Raw genomic sequence first — 19,293 nt, 5'->3', positions numbered from 1 at the left:
GGTGACCGCCCCGCCGAATCTGCTGTCCGACCCGAACGAGAAGGACTGAAGTGGCGCGCATCCACGAGCTTATCCGACAGATCGCCGTGAGCAACCCGCACCTGGCGGCCGACCTCGAGCGCGAGGTGGACGCCCTCGCTGGCCGGCGCGCGTTTGGCCTCAACTTCGAACGCCATACGCCAGAAGAGGTCGAGCTCCCCGGGCGTCCCGTGCGCCGCGGCGACAAGGTCCACGTGTTGCCGCCGCGCGGTCAGTCGCCAAATGCGGACAACGCCGCGATGTGGCGCGTCATCTCGGTGACGGACGGCGCTGCGACTATCGTGCGCCACCCCACATCCGACGACGTCGAGACCACCACCGCGTCCATCGACGATCTCGTCGTGGTCGCCGAGTTCCGGGACCCGATCTACCCGGGTCTCGTCTCGACCGGCCGGGTCGAGCGTGGCGGTGACAAGCCCTTTCACGCCGTGATCAACGCTGAGAACTTCCACGCACTTCAGACGCTACTGTTCACGCACCGAAGCGCGGTGGATCTGATCTACATCGACCCGCCGTACAACACGCGAGACGATGACTGGAAATACAACAACGACTACGTCAACTCCGACGATCTGTACCGCCACTCCAAGTGGCTCGCGTTCATGGAGCGTCGGCTGCTCCTCGCAAAGGAACTCCTCAACGCAGACGACTCTGTCCTGATCGTCACCATCGACGAACGGGAGTATCTCCGATTGGGCCTGCTGCTCGAGCAGACTTTCCCCGAGGCGACGATTCAGATGGTCTCGAGCGTTATCAATCCGAAGGGTGTGTCGCGCGGCAAGGGCTTTCGGCGGACCGATGAATACGTGTTCGTCGTTATGTTTGGGAGCGCGAGTCCTGCCCGCCTGCAACTCACGGGAGAGTGGGCCAGCTCGGCAGCAGGGTCGGAGGCTGACGCGGTGGAGCGGGACGACACACTTCTCGAGACTCCCGAGTGGACGTCGATGATGCGCCGCGGTTCGAACTCGGCTCGGGCGGACCGTCCGACGATGTTCTATCCGATCTACGTCGATCCGACGGTTCCCCGAGTAGTTGGCGCTGGAGAACCGTTGCCAAACGGCGTACACGAGGCCCCACCCCGCGATGGCCTCGTCGCGGTGCTGCCGTTGCGCAGGAACGGCGACGAGGGCCGATGGCAGGTCGGATCGCCAGAGTTGGCAGTCCGCCTTGAGCAGGGACGCGTCAGGCCCGGACGGCCGACGCCCTACGGATATGTCATCAACTACCTTCCGGACGGTGCGTATGCGGCGGTCATGTCGGATCGCTTCGAGATTGCCGGCCGAGCGGACGACGGCTCGATTGTCGCCCACGGCAGGGTTGATTCACGACGAGTTGCTCCAACTCAGTGGAAAATATCGACGCATAACGCATCCGAGTATGGCTCAACGCTCCTCTCGGCATTCATTCCCCGTCGCGCATTCCCATTCCCAAAGTCATTGTACGCCGTCGAGGACGTGCTGCGCTTCTTCGTTTCGAGCAAGAAGGAAGCCACGATCATCGATTTCTTCTCTGGCTCCGGCACGACCGCCCATGCCGTCATGCGGCTTAACCGGCAAGATGGCGGTCGGAGAGTCTCGATCTCTGTGACCAATAACGAAGTATCCTCAGGCGAGCAGAAGGCTCTCCGCGAAAAGAACCTCCGACCTGGCGATGCCGAATGGGAGCAATGGGGTATCTGCGAGTACATCACTAAGCCTCGGATCCGCGCGGCGATTACCGGGCGAACTCCACAGGGTGAACCGATCAACGGTGAATACAAGGTGACCGATGTATTCCCCATGTCCGAGGGCTTCGACGAGAACCTCGAGTGCTTCACGCTTACCTACGAGTCGCCGCTTCGAGTTCAGGCGAACCGAGAATTTGAAAGAATCTCGCTGCTTTTGTGGATCCGGGCGGGACTGCACGGCCGTCAAATCCAGGCCATCCCGGCCGTCGGCTGGGATGTCGCTGAGACCTACGGGGTCCTGGTCGACCTCGATCACGTGAACGAGTTTGTGGATGCGGTGCGGGCCGCTGACGGCCTCACGCACGCATTCATCGTAACGGACGATGAGCGGCTCTTTCAGGCGGTCGTCCGCGATCTGCCTGATTCCGTTGAGCCTGTTCGGCTGTACGAGTCGTACCTTACGAACTTCCGCATTGACGCGATCCGGGCGGTGCAGCGATGAAGTACACGCTCAAGGACTACCAGGTCGACGGCGTGCTCCAGGTGCTCGGCAACCTGGGAACCGCGCTCGGCCTTTATGCGCGTGGGCAAGAGTCTGCCGTTGCACTCACGGCGCCCACGGGCTCAGGGAAGACCGTCATGGCAGCCGCGATCATAGAGTCGCTGTTCTTCGGCTCGGATGACTTCGAAGCCGACCCGACTGCGACCGTCATCTGGTTCTCCGACGACCCGAACCTCAACGACCAGTCGCGGACCCGCCTGACGCAGGCGTCCGACAGGTTGACGTATGACAGGCTCGTCACCGTCCGCGCAGGTCTGTGGCGTCCGGTGCCGATGCTCGATGCGGGCAAGGTCTACTTCCTCAACACGCAACAGCTCGCCAGGGGTGCACGTCTCACCCGCGGATGGGAGGAGCGTGGTGGCGACGCGACGCTCTTCGACAATGTGATCCCGCCCGATGACCTCGCCTGGAACATCTGGGAGACGATTGCCAACACCGTCGACCAAGAGGACCGAACGCTCTACCTCGTGCTTGATGAGGCGCATCGAGGGTTCAACACGCGGACGTCGACAGAGCGAGCCACCATCGTTTCTCGCCTCGTCAACGGCATCGACATCGGGCAGCCGATTCCGATCGTGCTAGGTATTTCCGCCACGATCGACCGGTTCCGCGAGGCGATGAAGAACCTCGAAACGTCCGCGGGCTACACCCGACGGACGTTTGAGGTGTCGGTCAACCCTGAACGGGTGGTGGACTCAGGGCTCCTAAAGGACACGGTCGTGCTCGACATCCCGGCTGAGGCCGGAAACTTCGACACTGTCTTGGTGACGCGCGCGGCGCGCAAGCTGCGAGAGTCGAGCGAGCGTTGGGTGAAGTACGCGAATAGCCAGAACTCGGCCGACACCGTTGCGCCTCTGATGGTGCTCCAGGTGCCGAACCTGCCTGACCCGTTGCAGATCGGGGCCGCGCTTGACGCGGTCGCTGCCGAGATTCCCGGGCTGGGGCTAGCGAATGTCCGGCACGTGTTCGGCGGTGGAGGCGGCACAGAGGAGTTCGGGTCGTGGGTCGTCGACTGGATCGAGCCGCAGCGCGTCGAGGAGACCAAGTCTGTCCGGGTTCTTGTCGCCAAGGAGGCGATCTCGACTGGGTGGGACTGCCCCCGCGCCGAAGTGCTCGTGTCGTTCCGGCCCGCGAAGGATCACACCCACATCACGCAGATGCTTGGCCGCATGATTCGCACGCCGCTCGCGCGCCGCGTGCCGGGTGACGAACGTCTAAACGCCGTGGACTGCATCTTGCCGTTCTTCGACCGCACGACGGCAGGCAACGTCGTCAAGTACATGACCGGCCTCATCCCGGAGATCCCAGGCGGCGCTCAGAAGGTGGTCCTGGACGGACGCGAGCTGCACCCGAACCTGTCGATCCCTCAGAGGGTCTGGGAGGAGTGGGACGGCCTGCCAACCCTTGTCGTGCCGCAGCGGGGCGTGGCGCCCGTGAAGCGCCTCGTTCTGCTGGCACAGGAGTTGTCGAACGACAGTCTCCAGCCGGGCGCCGTCGGAATGGCTCTCCAAGAGATGCACGCCGTCCTGGACGGGTACGCCGTTCGGTATCAGGGAAAGCTCGACGACGCGGTGAGCGAGATCCTGAGAGTTCACGGACAGACGCTCGTAGGTGCTCGTGGCGGTTCGGCGGTCACGTACACCTCGTTCGTCGAGACTGCCGACGACCGTGCGATCGGTGTCGGGTTCGACTTCGCAAAGAAGGCCTTCGGCGGCGAGTTGGCGATGTCATACCTGAACCACCACGCCGGGGAGGACGACGACCTGCGCGACTCGTACGTGACCACCGCTGCGCTGGCGACGGTCAAGGAGATCCGAGAGCGACTCGACGCCGAGGCCGACAAGATGTCCGACGAGTGGTTCGACCGCTACCGAGTCGCCATTCGTGGACTCTCGGACGAGCGTCAGCAGGTGTACGAGGACGTGCGGGCTCTCGCGGCGAACCCGCAGATCACGACGCTACGTCGCCCGCGTACCCGGATCGAAGACTTCGCCGTGGCCGGACCAGATGAGCTCCTAGCGTGGGTGGCGGCGCCGACTGTTGAGAAGCACTTGATGTCGGACGAGCGCGGCCAGTTCCCCGTTGGGTCGCTCAACGAGTGGGAGCAGGACGTTGTCCGCGCGGAAATCGCCAGGCCCGACTCGGTGGCGTGGTACCGAAACCCGTCGCGGCCAGCCGTGGACTCTCTCGGAATCGTGTACCGCGACGACCTCGGGAACTGGCGATCGATGCATGCGGACTTCATCTTCTTCAACGAGATCGGTGGCGAGGTCAAGGCTTCGATCGTCGACCCGCACGGTCACCACCTCGAGGACTCGATGATCAAGCTACGCGCGCTCGCGGACTTCGCGAACGAGTTCGGCGACCGATTCCACCGGATCGAGGCGCTTGACAAGGTCGGCGGTCGGATGCGCCTGCTCGACCTTAAGGACTCTGACACGCGGGCTACCGTTCGGTCGTGGACGGGTGCCGTCGAAGCGCTGTACCTAGAGCCGGTCGCCCGGAACTACTCCTAGGCACAACGACTCGTTGTGGGGCTCCTCGGACAGCGGGCCTAGTTCCGCCCTGTCCAGGTGGCAGGAGCGATTGCCCGCGAGATGGGTGACTTCGTCGAGGACGCACCGCAGGGCGAGTCGAGTGCCGCGCTGTAGCGCGAGCTGATCTGCTCACGGCTGGGTCCGAGTACGTTCGGCGCGTTCTTGCGCTGGCGTACGTCTAGGAGGGACCGGAGACGCCACGCTCCTGGTCGGCCGACGTGTGCGGGCCCTCGATCCGAGGCGAGCCGTCCCAACGATCCGGCGGCGGTGGACGTTGCGGCTTGCCCCAGCGCTGCTCGGTGGGTGGGGTCTCATCACCTCCATTCCGGAGACCCAGCCGAGCAGCGCTGCGGCCGCCGTCGTGTTGCGCTGTGCAGTTGTCAACGTGCAGTGCAGTGGGTTGCGGCGACGCACGGTGACCGGCGATCGCGATTGCGCAACCAGCTAGGTGGCGAACTTCGTGCCCGCTGCCCATGCGCGCCTCGCGAGCACAGTGCTCGTGATCGTCGAACGGCGATCACGACTACCAGGAGGCCAAAGTGCCAGCTTCGCCCTCACGAGCCACACCCGTGCACAATCCCCTGACACCCGAGCGGGTCGGCTCCCTGCCGTCGGCCCACCTCTTCGACCTTGCCGCCACGCGCGCGGGGCTCGCCGCGGGCTCGGCGGGCATCGCCGCTCGTGGATTCGAGTGCAACGGGGCAGCCGTCGTCCGGACGGCTTGGGAGTTGCTCCTGTCCCGGTTTGAAGACACGCCGATGTCCTGCCCGTCGTGCGAGGGCACCACCCGGGAGCGGGCCTGCATCGCGGAGCGCGGCGCAACGCGCGGAATGGTGACGATCGGCGCGATCGGGGCCCGGGCGGGGCTGGCGACCGCCTCGCGAGATGGTCGGTCAGCCAGCTTGGGAGAGGTCGCCCCGCCGCAACGGGTGATGCGGACGGGCCAGCGCCCGCCCGCGTCACCCGGCAGATGAGCTGTCTGGGGCGCCTTCGGCTGGAGGAGCCGATGATCACAAAGGAACCGAACCGGCGATGGGAACTGCTGCGGCTGCTCCACCGTCGAAACCGACTGGCCACCGCCGCGATCGAGCACCTTGCTCACGACCTGCCGGGCGCCGACCTGCTGTGGCAGGAGGTGCACAAGGTCGAGGAGCGGGTTCGCATCCAGTTCCCGGCTGTGTGGGCGATCGAGAACGCGTCGTGGGTGGTGCAGGACGGCGAGCGTCTCCACACGGCGGACTCGCCGCGACCGGCTGACTGCCGAATCTGCGCAGCACAGGCCCGACTGTCGGTAGGCCCCCGAGCTGCGTGACGTGTGGCCCCGCCTCGATCTGAGGCGGGGCCACATCCGTTCCGGCTCGGCATCGAACGCCAGCGGGCGGGTGCTCTGTGGCGCCCGGTTGCCTGGCTCATTGCGCGATCCCCGGGGCGCCGGACGTTGGCAGGCATGGACCCCTCTGCCAACCCTTCTGTCCCTCAAGTGCCTTCGTCCGCCGAGCAGTACGTCCGCGCCTACCGGCCCAAGTCCGTGTCGGACTGGGCGCAGATCGCCCCCGCCGCGATCGCGCTGGTCCTGCGCGGGGCCCCGACCAAGGACCGAGCGCGGAAGGACATTCAGGCGATCGCCGCAGCGGCCGGGCACCTCGAGCGGATCGGCAGGCCACTGACCGTCGACGAGCTCGTCGCCGACCACACCCTCCTTTCCTTGGACCAGGCGATGGCGCGCGAGGGTCTCGACTCGGGAACGCGCGAGAACGTGCGTGGGATCCTGCGTCGACTTCAGGCGGGCCACCACGGCGTGCCAGGACGTCGGCCCCGACGCGCTCCGGGCGAGCGCGTGCTGTACATGCCGGAGCCGGGGATCGTCGACGACCTGGCCCGAATCGCGCAGGCGGCGTCTACCGGCGATCGAGACGGATCTGCCTTTCTCGCGGCCGTGGAGCGCGCCCGCAGGGCCAGGACTGCACGCGGAAGCTCGCCGAGCCATGAGGGCGACGAGTGGATACGGGCCCGCTCTTTCGCGAGAAGGCACGGCCTCAACCTCACGACGCGGTCGCTCGCCGCGGCTGTGACCCATGAAGTGCTGGCGAGCGACGCCCCGCTCGCCACGCTCATCGAGACGTGCGGCTTGACCGTTCGTGACCTCGACCTCGGCCTGACCCATGCCCACGCGCTCGGTGAGTTCGTGAGCTCGTGAGCTCGAACGATGCTGCCGTTCTTCGAGGCAGCTGACGCGAATCCCGCCGATTGCGCACACGGACACACCGCGCACCTTCACGTCTCGCCACCCGCGACCGCCGGTGGCAGATATCGAAGGAGCAAGACATGAGCAAGTCCCGAACCGGGCGCACCCGCAAGGTCAGCGCCGCCGCGATGGCCCGAAGGATCAAGGAGCTCGAGGCCGCGTCTACCCAGCCGCGCGCGCTCCCCGAGAGCATCCTCAACCTCATCGACTCGTAAACCAGCGCGGCGCTTTCGGACACCGAGCTGGAGAGTATCCGTCCGTTCATGCGCCGCGTCGTCGTCGCCAGCACGCTGGACGGCGAGAAGAGCATCCGCAACCACCGCACGCACATCGCCGGCCTCGCCGCGTACGCGATGCGCCACGGCCACCCGCTCGACCCCGTCAAGGTCCTGACGACCGACCTGATCGACGAGTACATCCGGATCGGCATGCCCGGCGCGGGCGACCACGTCCGAGCCGAGCGGCGCCGGCGGCTGCTCGCGCTCGCGCGCACGGTCAACCCGGGGCCGACCACGCCGGCGAACCTGGCGCCGATCGCCCACCGCGCCGTCAAGCCGCCCTACACGCCCCGCGAGCGCGCCGTGTACTTCCGCGTCGCCGGAGTCCAGCCGACGGCAATCCTCGCGCGGGACCTGTCCGCCGTAGTGGGGCTCGGCGCGGGAGCCGGCCTGGACAGCCTGGACATCCGGTACCTGCGCGTCGGGCACATCGAGGACCAGGGCGAGCCCGGGCTGACGGTGCATGTGCCCGGGCCCCGGCCGCGCGTCGTGCCGGTGCGCGCATGTGCGGCGGCGTTGGTCCGCGCGGCTGTCGCGGGCCGCGGCGCCGAGGAACTGGTCCTCGGACAGCAGGTCGACCGCCGCAACATCGCCGCCCGCATCGCGGACCGCGCCGCGCTGTACAACGTCCCACGCATCGAGCAGTCCCGCTTGCGCGCCACGTGGCTCGCAGACCTCATGACCGACCCCGTCCCGATCGGTCTGCTGCTGCGCGCCGCGGGGCTCCAGTCCGCTCGAACGCTCGTCGACCTGCAGCCCTACCTCGCACCGTGGCTCGAGTTCAAGGGGCTCGGTGCCGGCGCGAGCCTGCGGGGCGGTGCCCGATGAGCGCCGTCCACATCAGTGTCGAGATGCTGGACCGGGCGGTGCACGTGATCGACACCTCCGGCGTCCTCGACCTGGCCTGCCCGCCCCGGAAGCCGGGGCAGAGGGGTCGCATCGGCTGTCTCTACGAGAACACCAGACTGCTCTTCATCGGGCTCCACCTGTGCGCCCGTCTCGGCCACGAGACGACCATCAGGGGGGCACACATGGCCCTGACCGAAGGGCTGGACCGCGACTCTCAGTGGAAGATCGGCGTCCTGCGCCCTCTCACGAGCCGGTCGAGGGGCACGCGGGCCAAGGCGGAGTTTGACCCCGAGGCTCCTCGCCTCACGTCGTCGGGAAAGCCACGCAAGCGGATGTGGGAGGCGGACGGGGTCGAGGAGATCGGGTACGACGACCTTGCGAACGCCGCGAAGCGGCTACGCGAGCGCCTCGACTACGGCCTCGGCTCGGCGCCCGGCTTGTCGGACGGTGAGCGAGAGGCTCGGCAGGCGGCGGTGGAGGCGATCGTCGACAGCCTGATCCGTGTCACGACGGTTCCCCGGACGGGCTCCGTCTTCGCGATCGACGCGACCGGTCAGTGGGCGTGGACGAAGGGCCCGACCGCAGACCGGGCGCGAGCGGAGCGTGTTCTCGCCGCGATGGAGGCCGCCGAGGCGGCGGGGGAGGCCCTCGAGGTCGCCGACATCGCGATCGACGACGACGGTGCGACGGCCCCCGAGAGTGCTCCGGAGGTTCCGTCCGCGAACCTCCGGGGCAGGTGCCTCGACGCGGCGTGGGGGTACAAGACCTCCAAGCTGGGGAAGAAGGAGGTCGGCTTCGGCTTCCACCAACACACGATCTGCCGCGTGCCCGACCCCGACGCCGAGGACGACGACGAGGCCGTGCTCGTCGATGGATTCGCGCTCACGCCCGCCAACTGTGACGTCGTCGACGCCTCGCTCCGCATCATCGACCGCATCCGCAAGAACCACGGCTTCACGGGCTTGATCGGCGACCACCTCTACACCAACCTCAAGGCGTGGCGATGGGCGGTGCCGCTCGCGGAGCGCGGGATCGAGCAGTGCCTGACGATGGGGAAGAACGACCACGGCATCGTCGACGTGAAGGGCGCCAAGCTGCAGTACGGCTGGATGCACTGCCCGATGGCACCGATGGCCGACCGCCCGCTACCACCCGAGAACGGGACCAAGGAGGACTGGGACACCTACTTCACGAAGATCGAGGACTTCCAGCGACGCTGGGCCTTCAGCCGCAAGGAGAGCGGCCTCGGAGCCTCTGCCACCAGCAAGTGGGTGTGCCCGGCGGTCGCGACGCGCGTCGGTTGCCACGCTCGCGGCGGTGCGAACGTCCAGGCCGCGATCGACGTCGGGAACCCGGTCACCAGGCCGCCGGACGACTGGGACAGCCGAGACTGCTGCACCAACCGGACGGTCGACTTCACGCCTGACCCGACCGACACCCACCACCAGCGCAAGCTCGCTCAGCGTCACTACTACGGCAACCGAGCGTGGCGCCGGCTCTTCAAGCGGCGGACCTTCGTCGAGGGGATCTTCGGGATCCTGAAGAACCCGAGCCGACAGCGACTGCGACGAGGGCAGAACCGTCTCCCAGGGCTGGCGATGGCGACGGTCATCTCAGCCCTGAAGATCAGCCTCTTCAACGAGGAGCAGCTGCGTGCCTGGCACGGTCGGACGGCGCGCGGACCGGTGGACCACCCCCTGCTGCGGGCTGATCCGCCGAGCTGGGGCTTCCGGAACCTCGGCCGCGACGAGGCCAGGGCGATCGACGCGACGCACCTCGACCGCCTGCGGGCGGGTGCGGCTGCGCGGGAATCTCGCGCTGCCTGATCGCCTGGAGGCCGCCTCTCCCAACGACCCGGCGCTCGATGTGCACCTCGTGCGCCGGGTCGTCGCGTCGCGCAAGAGTGCCGGCACAGAGGAGCGAGCCCAGGAACGTCTGGCTCTGCGCGGGAGCGCAGTCCGCACGACACAGCCGTGGTGACCGAGCGCTCAAACGGTTGCCCTGCACCTTGTCGCGCCGCCGCCCGCGCCCACCGTGGGCGGGTGAGGCTCGGCCGGTTGGCGATGCGGACAGGGCGCCGCCCGAGCCCGGCAATCTGCGAAGAGTTGGCTCGATATCTACGAAGACCTCACGGGAGCGGACGACGGGAATCGAACCCGCGTAGCCAGTTTGGAAGACTGGGGCTCTACCATTGAGCTACGTCCGCACAGGTCCGGCTGCTGCATGCTCAGTCAGGACCGCGGCACCCAGGGTACCGGGTGTGCGAGGGCGCACCGTGCACCTCCCTCGGCCCCCGGGCCTGGTGAGGTGCGCCGGGATGTGGCGCAGGTTGGTAGCGCGTCCGCTTTGGGAGCGGAAGGTCGTGGGTTCGAATCCCGCCATCCCGACAGAGTTCGACGACGGCGGAGCGGCTCCCACCGTCGTGGGCCGGACGGCGACACACTGACCCCGTGCTGCACCTGCGGATCTCGGTCCCGGCGGACCTCACGAGCGGCGTCGTCGGCGTGCTGGAGCGGGCGCCTGCCGTGAGCAGCCTGGCGGTCTTCGACGGTGCGTCGCGACGGCCCGTGGGCGACGTCGTACTGGCGGACATCGCCAGGGAGGCCGCGAACGACGTCCTCGACGAGCTGCTGGAGCTGGGTGTCCAGCGTGAGGGCACGCTCAAGATCGAGCCTGTCGACACATGGGTGTCGCAGCCCGGGTTCGACGCCGAACAGCTCGCGCCGGGCAGCAGCGCGGACGCGGTCGTGTGGGTCGACGTCACGCGGCGGGCGTACGCCGAGTCGGAGCTGAACTGGAGCTACCTGAGCTTCATGTGCTTCGCGACGCTCATCGCCGCGATCGCGATCGTGCTCGACTCCCAGATCCTCATCATCGGCGCGATGGTCCTGGGGCCGGAGTTCGTCCCGATCGCCGCCCTGGGGATCGCGCTGGTCCGCCGCCGGTTCCACCTGCTCCGGATCGCGCTCTGGACGCTCGTGGTCGGGTTCCTCATCGCGATCCTCGTCACGTGCGTGGCGGCGCTCGCGGCGAAGCAGCTCGGGTGGGTGACGCTCGAGCAGGTGACGGCTCCCCGCCCGGACACCGCGTTCATCTACTCGCCGGACAAGTGGTCGTTCATCGTCGCGGTCATCGCGGGGGCGGCCGGCGTGCTGTCGTTGACGTCGGCCCGGGTGGGGGCGCTCGCGGGGGCGTTCATCTCCGTGACGACGGTGCCGGCTGCGGGCAACGTCGCGCTCGGGCTGGCGTTCGGGCAGCTGGCCGAGGTGCGTGGCAGCGCCCTGCAGCTGGGCGTCAACATCGTGGGGATGGCTCTGGCGGGCTGGCTCACGCTCGTGTTCCAGAAGGCGGTGTGGAACAGGTTCGCCGAGCGGCGGGAGCGCTTGCGGGCGCGGATCCTCGGGCGGCCCTGAGCGACGGGATGTATCAGGGCGAATCGCCCAGGGTCTTCGTCGGGGAATGCCCCCGTCACCTCTCGGAGAACCGCCATGAGCAGGATCCTGTTCGCCCTGACCCCCGTCACCGGCCACGTGCGGCCTGCGCTGCCGCTGGCCCGCGCCCTCGTCGACGAGGGTCACGACGTCGTCGTCTACACGGGCCGCAAGTTCGCGAGCGCCGTCACGGCGACCGGCGCCAAGCATGCCCCGATCGTGCAGGGCCGCGACCTGGACGACGCGGAGTTCGACGCCTGGTCGTCGGAGCACGACGCGCCCGCCCCCGGCATCAAGCGGGTGCAGTGGGACGTGCTCCACCACTTCGTGGCGACCGTCCCCGGGTTCCTGGCCGACATCGACACCGTCGTCGCCGCCGAGCGACCCGACGTGATCGTGATGGACAACGCGTTCATGGCCGGGGCGATCGCGGCGCGCCGCCACGACCTGCCGTCGGTGCTGTTCTCGGTCTCACCGCTGGCCATCTCGAGCAAGGACACGGCGCCGTTCGGCATGGGGCTGCAGCCGCCGCGGACCGGGTTCGACGGCCTGCGGTACGCCCTCCTGGACTGGTTCACACGCAAGGTCGTGTTCCGGGACGTGCAGAGGGCGGCCGAGCAGATCGTCGCCGACGCGGGCCAGCCCGTCCCGGACGGCTTCTTCCTCGACTGGGTCCAGACGGAGGTCACCCGTGTGCTGCACCCGTCGATCCCGTCGTTCGAGTACCCGCGCAGCGACCTGCCGGAGCACGTCGAGCTCGTCGGCCCGTACCTGCCGGCCGGCATCGACGGGTTCGACCCGCCCGCCTGGTGGGACGACGTCCTGGAGGCGCGCGCGACGGGTCGGCCCGTGGTCCTGGTCACGCAGGGCACCGTCGCGACCGATCCGGAACGCCTCCTCTGGCCGGCGATCGACGGCCTCGCCGACGAGGACGTCCTCGTCGTCGCGACCACTGAACCCCTCGACGCCTATCCGGCGAACGTGCGGGCGACGCCGTTCGTCCCGTTCGACCGGCTGCTGCCGCTCGTCGACGTCCTGGTCACCAACGGCGGCTTCGGGGGAGTCCAGCAGGCGCTCGCCGCGGGCGTGCCCGTGATCGTCGCCGGGCGGACGGAGGACAAGGCGGAGGTCGGTGCGCGGGTGGTGTGGTCCGGCGTCGGTCTGGCGCTGCCCACCGACAAGGTCACGGACGGCACGACGTCGCAAGCCGTGCGCGACGGTGTGAACCGGGTGCTGGACAACCCGTCGTTCGCGCGTCGGGCGGCGGAGCTGGCCCAGGAGTACGCCGAGTACGACGGCATCGCGCGGACCGTCTCGGTGATCACCGAGGTCGCGGGCGCCGGCAGGCGAGGGCGTGGGCGGTGCCACAGCCTCCCGGCTTGGGAGCGCCGCTCCCCGTGGCGTAAGGTCGAGGGTCGCCAGCGTGCGGTCGTCGCTCCGTTTTCAGGGCGTCACGACGGCGTGCGGCCCTGAACCAACGGAGATCGCCGGAGTCGCCGGCGCCCGCCCCGATCAGTTGGAGACCATCGAAGTGAAGAGCGCCGTCGAGACCCTGGAGCCCACCAAGGTCAAGCTGACCGTCGAGGTGACGTACGACGAGCTCAAGCCGAGCATCGATCACGCGTACGAGCACATCGCCCAGGACGTCGTCGTCCCCGGCTTCCGCAAGGGCAAGGTGCCGCCGCGCATCATCGACCAGCGCGTCGGTCGCCCGGCCGTCCTCGAGCACGCGATCAACGAGGGCCTGTCCGGCTTCTACGCCGAGGCCGTCCGCGAGAACAAGCTGCGCCCCCTGGGCCAGCCCGAGGTCGAGGTCACCAAGGTCCCCGGCCTGACGGCCGCACCCGCCGGCGAGGAGGGTGAGCTGCACTTCACCGCCGAGGTCGAGGTCCGCCCCGAGATCACCGTCCCGGCGCTCGACGGCATCGCCGTCACGGTCGACGACGTCGAGGTCTCCGACGAGGACGTCGCCGCCCGCCTGGACGCCCTGCGCGAGCGCTTCGGCACGCTGGTCGGCGTCGACCGCCCGGCCGCCGAGGGCGACTTCGTCGTCATCGACCTGACCGCCACGATCGGCGACGAGCAGGTCGACAACGTCTCCGGCGTCAGCTACCAGATCGGGTCGGGCAACATGCTCGAGGGTCTCGACGAGGCGCTCACGGGCCTGTCGGCCGGCGAGTCGACCACGTTCGAGACGGCGCTCGCGGGCGGCGACCACGCCGGCGAGACCGCCCTGGTGAACGTCACCGCCACGACCGTCAAGGAGCGTCAGCTCCCCGACGCCGACGACGACTTCGCGCAGCTGGCCAGCGAGTTCGACACGCTCGAGGAGCTGACGGCGGACCTGCGCACGCAGGCGTCCAGCATCAAGGCGTCGAACCAGGCCGTGCAGGCCCGCGACCTGCTGCTCGAGCAGCTGCTCGCCGCGACGGAGATCCCGGTCCCGGCAGGCGTCGTCGAGACCGAGGTGCACCGTCACCTCGAGGGTGAGGGGCGGCTCGAGGACGACGAGCACCGTGCGGAGGTCGGCGAGCAGGCCACCACCGCGCTGCGCAACCAGATCCTCCTCGACACGCTCGCCGAGCAGCTCGAGATCAAGGTCAGCCAGAACGAGCTGCTCGACTACCTGGTGAACGCGTCGCGCCAGTACGGCATGGACCCGAACACGTTCATCCAGACCATCGACCAGCAGGGCCAGATCCCCACGATGGTCGCCGAGGTCGCACGGTCCAAGGCGCTCGCCGTCGCGCTGCGTCGCGTCGCCGTCACCGACGGCTCCGGCAAGGCCGTCGACCTCTCGGAGTTCATCGGCTCCGACGCCGAGGACGCGGAGGAGGCAGCCGCCGCGACCGCGACGGCGACCGACGCCGCGACCGACATCGCCGCGTTCGACGTGTACGACGACGAGGTCGAGACGGCCGAGGACACCAAGGCCTGACGTCCCACCAGGAGGCCCCGCACCGATCACCGGTGCGGGGCCTCCTGTCTGCCCGGGCGCCCTGCTCTGCCGTCAGCGAAAACGCTCCGTGGCGGGACATGGGCGGGCGGGGGCGCGCGTTAGGGTCACTGCATCGCACAGGTCCCGGACGGGACGGCTGTGCGGTGCAGGACAGACGTCACCGTCAGACGAGGGAGCCTTCGTGAACGAGCTAGCGCCGATGATGGCCAGGGCCGACAGCCCGGCCTTCGGCCTCAATGACTCCATCTACAACCGGCTGCTGCGCGAACGCATCATCTGGCTCGGCTCCGAGGTGCGCGACGAGAACGCCAACGCCATCTGCGCGCAGATGATGCTGCTGGCCGCGGAGGACCCGGACAAGGACATCTGGCTGTACATCAACTCGCCCGGTGGCTCGATCACCGCGGGCATGGCGATCTACGACACCATGCAGTACATCCAGCCGGACGTCGCCACGATCGCGATGGGCATGGCCGCCTCGATGGGGCAGTTCCTGCTCTCGTCGGGCGCCAAGGGCAAGCGCTACGCCCTGCCGCACGCCCGCGTGATGATGCACCAGCCCTCGGGCGGGATCGGTGGCACCGCGACGGACGTGCGGATCAACGCCCAGCTCATCCTGCACATGAAGAACGTGCTCGCCGAGCTCACCGCAGCACAGACGGGAAAGAGCGTCGACCAGATCAACTCCGACGCCGACCGTGACCGCTGGTTCACCGCCCCCGAGGCGCTCGAGTACGGCTTCGTGGACAAGGTCGTCACGAAGGCCGACTCGGTCGCCGGCGGCGGCGGCACGGCCTGACACCCCTTCATCTTGAGGAGAAGCTCATGAGCATGGAATCTCAGTTCATGGCGCGCGCCGGGATGCTGGCGGGGCCGGGTGGCCTTGCGCCGTCCTCGCCCGCCGCCCGGTACGTGCTGCCGCAGTTCGAGGAGCGCACGGCCTACGGCTTCAAGCGCCAGGACCCGTACACCAAGCTGTTCGAGGACCGGATCATCTTCCTCGGCGTGCAGGTGGACGACGCCTCGGCCGACGACGTCATGGCCCAGCTGCTGGTGCTGGAGAGCACCGACCCGGACCGCGACATCATCCTGTACATCAACTCGCCCGGCGGCTCGTTCACGGCGCTCACGGCGATCTACGACACGATGCAGTACATCAAGCCGCACATCCAGACGGTCTGCCTCGGGCAGGCCGCCTCGGCGGCGGCGGTGCTGCTCGCGGCCGGCTCGCCCGGCAAGCGCCTGGCTCTGCCCAACGCGCGCGTGCTGATCCACCAGCCCGCGATGGAGGGTGGTGGCTACGCGCAGGCGTCCGACATCGAGATCCACGCGAACGAGCTCATCCGCATGCGGGAGTGGCTCGAGCTGACGATCGCGCACCACACCGGGCGTGACATCGAGCTGGTCCGCAAGGACATCGAGCGGGACAAGATCCTCACCGCTCAGGCGGCGCTGGAGTACGGGATCGTCGACCAGGTGCTCGCCAGCCGCAAGGGCGTCGTCCCGACGACCGTGCAGGCCAAGTAGCACATCACGAGCCGGGTTCCGCTGCGGCGGGACCCGGCTCGGGTGCGTCCGGCGCGACACGCCCGGAACACGCCGAGACTCGCCGAGCCGTGTGTTCGGCTGACATCCCGGCCCGGGTGGTGTGCAATGGGGGAGGACGCGCACCCTGCGGGGTTGACGCACTGACGACGCACCGCCCGTCGGGCGGAGGGCGACACGAGGAAGGGGATCGACGTGGCTCGTATCGGGGACGGGGCCGATCTCCTCAAGTGTTCCTTCTGCGGCAAGTCGCAGAAGCAGGTCAAGAAGCTGATCGCCGGGCCCGGGGTCTACATCTGCGACGAGTGCATCGAGCTCTGCAACGAGATCATCGAGGAAGAGCTGGCGGAGGCCACCGAGGTCGGCCTGGTCGAGCTGCCGAAGCCGAAGGAGATCTTCGAGTTCCTCGAGCAGTACATCATCGGCCAGGAGTCGGCCAAGCGGGCGCTCGCGGTCGCGGTCTACAACCACTACAAGCGGGTCCAGGCCGGTGAGGCACGCACGTCGACGACGGACGACCACATCGAGATCGCGAAGTCGAACATCCTGCTGGTCGGCCCCACGGGCACCGGCAAGACGTACCTCGCGCAGACCCTCGCCCGCATGCTGAACGTCCCGTTCGCGATCGCCGACGCCACGGCCCTGACCGAGGCCGGCTACGTCGGCGAGGACGTCGAGAACATCCTCCTCAAGCTCATCCAGGCCGCCGACTACGACGTCAAGAAGGCCGAGTCGGGGATCATCTACATCGACGAGATCGACAAGATCGCCCGCAAGAGCGAGAACCCGTCGATCACGCGCGACGTCTCCGGCGAGGGTGTCCAGCAGGCGCTCCTGAAGATCATCGAGGGCACGACCGCCTCGGTCCCGCCGCAGGGCGGTCGCAAGCACCCGCACCAGGAGTTCATCCAGATCGACACGACGAACGTGCTGTTCATCGTGGCCGGGGCGTTCTCCGGGCTGGACGACATCATCGCGGCCCGCGCGCGCAAGCGCGTCGTCGGCTTCGGCGCACCGTTGCTGGAGGCCGTCGACGAGGGTGACCTGTTCGCGGAGGTCCGTCCCGAGGACCTGCAGAAGTACGGCCTGATCCCCGAGTTCATCGGGCGCCTGCCCGTCGTCGCCGCGGTCTCCCGCCTCGACCAGGACGCGCTCGTCCGCATCCTGACCGAGCCCAAGAACGCGCTGGTCAAGCAGTACCAGCGGATGTTCCAGATCGACGGCGTCGAGCTCGAGTTCGACGACGAGGCCGTCGCCTCCATCGCGGACCAGGCGCTGCTGCGCGGCACCGGTGCCCGTGGCCTGCGGGCCATCATGGAGGAGGTCCTCCAGCAGGTCATGTTCGAGGTGCCCAGCCGCGACGACGTGGGCCGCGTGGTCATCACGCGGGACGTGGTGCTGGAGAACGTCAACCCGACGCTGATCCCGCGGGACAGCGGCGAGGAGAAGCGCACACCCCGCGAGAAGAGCGCCTGACAGGTCCGTCATCGCGCCTAGGATCGCGACCGTGAGCGACCTGCCGACCCCGATCCCTGCCGAGCTCGCCCGCCTGCGCGGGAGCATCGACAACATCGACGCCGCGCTGGTGTACCTGCTGGCGGAGCGGTTCAAGGCCACGCAGCAGGTGGGCGTGCTCAAGGCGACCACGGGCCTGCCGCCGTCGGACCCCGCGCGCGAGCAGCAGCAGGTGGCCCGGCTGCGCGAGCTCGCGCGGAACGCCGACCTCGACCCGGTGTTCGCGGAGAAGTTCCTCGCGTTCATCGTCGAGGAGGTCATCCAGCACCACGAGGCCATCGCCCAGGGGCACGCGCAGCGCGACTGAGAAGTTCGGGGTGGCGCCGCGGTCCGCAGGAGCGGAAGGTAGGTGGGGTCAGCTCCGGCCGGCCGCGGGGGTGAGTGTGCGGCTGCCGGGGATCTCGATCCCGGAGGGATGCCCATGGACCTGCACTGGCTCAAGCCGCTGCTCGGACGGCCGTCGCCGTTCACGACCGTCTACCTGGACGCGACGAGGACCGGCGCGAACGCTGACGCCGAGGCGGCCGACCGCTGGAGGGCTGTCCGGCGCTCCCTGGAGCGCGACGGGGCGTCCGCGGGCGTGCTGGACGACATCGCCGAGCTGGTCTCCGTCCCGACCGGGGTGCGTGGTCCGCACGGCCGGGTGGTCGTCGCGGACGCCGAGGGCGTCGTCGTCGACCGGGTCCTCTCCGAGCCGCCGGCCCAGTCCTACGCGGTGTTCGGGCCCGCACCCGCTCTGCTCCCGGCGGTGCGTGCGGCCGACGAGACGGTGACCTACCTCCTGGTCGCGGTGGACCGCAACGGTGCGGACCTGACCTGGGCCGCCGGGGGCACGGTCCGGACCGAGGGTGGTCCGGAGACCGAGACCGTCGACGGTGGGCACGACGACGTGCACAAGACGCGCGAGGGCGGGCTGGACCGGCGCAGCCAGACGCGGGCAGAGGACTCGTGGGGTCGCAACGCGGAGGCGGTCGCGGCGGTGCTCGACAAGCGCGTCGCGGAGCGGAGCCCGGACCTGGTGCTGATCACCGGTGACGTGCGTGCGGTCTCTCTCGTGCGCGACGCCGTCGGTCAGCCCACGCGCGAGCTGCTCGTCGACGTGCCTGGGGGCGGCCGGGGCGAGGGCCTGAAGAAGGGGTCGTTCGAGGCGCGCGTGGCCGAAGCGCTTGCTGCGGTCCGGAAGCAGCGCAGCGATGCGGTGCTGGACCGGTTCCGAGAGGCGCAGGGCCGCGGTGGCGGGGCGGTCACGGCGCTCGACGACGTGATCGAGGTGCTCCGGCGCGGTCAGGTGGCCGAGCTGGTGCTGCACGTCGACGCCCTGACGTCCGGGCTGGCGGACCGGACCCTCTGGGTCGGCCCCGAGCCGCTCCAGGTGGCGACGAGCGCGACCGACCTCGCGTCTATCGGGGTGACCGGGGGCGCTGAGGAGATGGACGCGAACGTCGCGCTGGTGCGAGCGGCCCTGGGTCAGGACGCCGGGCTCACGTTCGCCGAGGACGGCACCGTCGACCTCGTCGACGGCATCGGCGCGGTGCTGCGCTGGTCCGACGACTCCACCCCCAGCGAGGCGGTCCCGACCCAGTCGGCGGACCAGGCCCGGCTCCGCTCGGTGGTGTAGCCCCTCCACGGCGTCCGAGGAAGCGAGCGCTCCGGCGACCGCTTCCTCG

At 68.8% G+C, this 19,293-nt stretch carries 15 protein-coding genes and 2 tRNA genes; 16 read left to right on the top strand and 1 reads right to left on the bottom strand.

The window, feature by feature from the left end:
* Nucleotides 1-50 precede the first annotated feature (50 nt).
* The 7 genes from CTE05_RS16500 to CTE05_RS16475 all read left to right on the top strand — a co-directional run bounded on the left by CTE05_RS16500 (nucleotide 51) and on the right by CTE05_RS16475 (nucleotide 10,002).
* The gene (locus CTE05_RS16500; protein ID WP_146847403.1) at nucleotides 51-2,207 is read left to right on the top strand and encodes a site-specific DNA-methyltransferase; all 2,157 of its coding nucleotides are present in this window, start codon (nucleotides 51-53) and stop codon (nucleotides 2,205-2,207) included.
* Nucleotides 2,204-4,783, top strand: coding sequence for a DEAD/DEAH box helicase (locus CTE05_RS16495; protein ID WP_146847402.1), 2,580 nt, complete (start codon nucleotides 2,204-2,206; stop codon nucleotides 4,781-4,783). Before CTE05_RS16500 ends, CTE05_RS16495 begins: the two co-directional genes overlap by 4 nt.
* 1,027 nt (nucleotides 4,784-5,810) lie before the next feature.
* Entirely contained in the window at nucleotides 5,811-6,116 is a 306-nt protein-coding gene (locus CTE05_RS16490; RefSeq protein ID WP_146847401.1) for a hypothetical protein, read from the top strand.
* 135 nt (nucleotides 6,117-6,251) lie between these two features.
* Nucleotides 6,252-7,001, top strand: a complete 750-nt coding sequence (locus CTE05_RS16485) for a hypothetical protein (RefSeq protein WP_146847400.1) — start codon at nucleotides 6,252-6,254, stop codon at nucleotides 6,999-7,001.
* A 128-nt stretch (nucleotides 7,002-7,129) separates the two neighbouring features.
* Nucleotides 7,130-7,264 carry a hypothetical protein gene (locus CTE05_RS20760; protein ID WP_281286195.1) on the top strand — a complete coding sequence of 45 codons (135 nt, stop codon included), beginning with the start codon at nucleotides 7,130-7,132 and terminating at the stop codon, nucleotides 7,262-7,264.
* Between the two features lie 48 nt (nucleotides 7,265-7,312).
* Nucleotides 7,313-8,155, top strand: coding sequence for a hypothetical protein (locus CTE05_RS16480; RefSeq protein ID WP_146847399.1), 843 nt, complete (start codon nucleotides 7,313-7,315; stop codon nucleotides 8,153-8,155).
* A complete protein-coding gene (locus CTE05_RS16475) occupies nucleotides 8,152-10,002 on the top strand; it encodes a hypothetical protein (protein WP_146847398.1) in 1,851 nt (616 codons plus the stop codon). The genes CTE05_RS16480 and CTE05_RS16475 overlap by 4 nt, the downstream gene beginning before the upstream one ends.
* Before the next feature lie 309 nt (nucleotides 10,003-10,311).
* On the opposite strand, the gene CTE05_RS16470 is transcribed toward CTE05_RS16475, so the two are convergent.
* Nucleotides 10,312-10,382: transfer RNA gene (locus CTE05_RS16470), tRNA-Gly, on the bottom strand.
* Between the two features lie 107 nt (nucleotides 10,383-10,489).
* Here CTE05_RS16470 and CTE05_RS16465 point away from each other — a divergent pair.
* The 9 genes from CTE05_RS16465 (at nucleotide 10,490) to CTE05_RS16425 (ending at nucleotide 19,244) form a co-directional block, all read left to right on the top strand.
* Nucleotides 10,490-10,563: transfer RNA gene (locus CTE05_RS16465), tRNA-Pro, on the top strand.
* Nucleotides 10,564-10,626: 63 nt separating this feature from the next.
* Nucleotides 10,627-11,589 carry a DUF389 domain-containing protein gene (locus CTE05_RS16460; RefSeq protein ID WP_146847397.1) on the top strand — a complete coding sequence of 321 codons (963 nt, stop codon included), beginning with the start codon at nucleotides 10,627-10,629 and terminating at the stop codon, nucleotides 11,587-11,589.
* Between the two features lie 75 nt (nucleotides 11,590-11,664).
* Nucleotides 11,665-13,080 carry a glycosyltransferase gene (locus tag CTE05_RS16455; protein WP_146847396.1) on the top strand — a complete coding sequence of 472 codons (1,416 nt, stop codon included), beginning with the start codon at nucleotides 11,665-11,667 and terminating at the stop codon, nucleotides 13,078-13,080.
* A 58-nt stretch (nucleotides 13,081-13,138) separates the two neighbouring features.
* The gene (gene tig / locus CTE05_RS16450; protein WP_146847395.1) at nucleotides 13,139-14,545 is read left to right on the top strand and encodes a trigger factor; all 1,407 of its coding nucleotides are present in this window, start codon (nucleotides 13,139-13,141) and stop codon (nucleotides 14,543-14,545) included.
* Nucleotides 14,546-14,765: 220 nt separating this feature from the next.
* Complete coding sequence (locus CTE05_RS16445; protein ID WP_146847424.1) at nucleotides 14,766-15,365, top strand: ATP-dependent Clp protease proteolytic subunit; 600 nt, start codon at nucleotides 14,766-14,768, stop codon at nucleotides 15,363-15,365.
* Between the two features lie 26 nt (nucleotides 15,366-15,391).
* A complete protein-coding gene (locus tag CTE05_RS16440; RefSeq protein WP_056591158.1) occupies nucleotides 15,392-16,093 on the top strand; it encodes an ATP-dependent Clp protease proteolytic subunit in 702 nt (233 codons plus the stop codon).
* A 213-nt stretch (nucleotides 16,094-16,306) separates the two neighbouring features.
* Nucleotides 16,307-17,587 (top strand): ATP-dependent Clp protease ATP-binding subunit ClpX, encoded by a 1,281-nt coding sequence (gene clpX, locus CTE05_RS16435; RefSeq protein WP_146847394.1) that lies wholly within the window; start codon nucleotides 16,307-16,309, stop codon nucleotides 17,585-17,587.
* 31 nt (nucleotides 17,588-17,618) lie between these two features.
* A complete protein-coding gene (locus tag CTE05_RS16430; RefSeq protein WP_146847393.1) occupies nucleotides 17,619-17,933 on the top strand; it encodes a chorismate mutase in 315 nt (104 codons plus the stop codon).
* A 114-nt stretch (nucleotides 17,934-18,047) separates the two neighbouring features.
* A complete protein-coding gene (locus tag CTE05_RS16425; RefSeq protein WP_146847392.1) occupies nucleotides 18,048-19,244 on the top strand; it encodes a baeRF2 domain-containing protein in 1,197 nt (398 codons plus the stop codon).
* The last annotated feature ends 49 nt before the right edge of the window (nucleotides 19,245-19,293 follow it).

The sequence above is a fragment of the Cellulomonas terrae genome (assembly GCF_007990265.1).
Taxonomy (GTDB): domain Bacteria; phylum Actinomycetota; class Actinomycetes; order Actinomycetales; family Cellulomonadaceae; genus Cellulomonas; species Cellulomonas terrae.
Note: the sequence above shows the minus strand (reverse complement) of the source record. Positions and strands in the feature narration are given on the sequence as shown.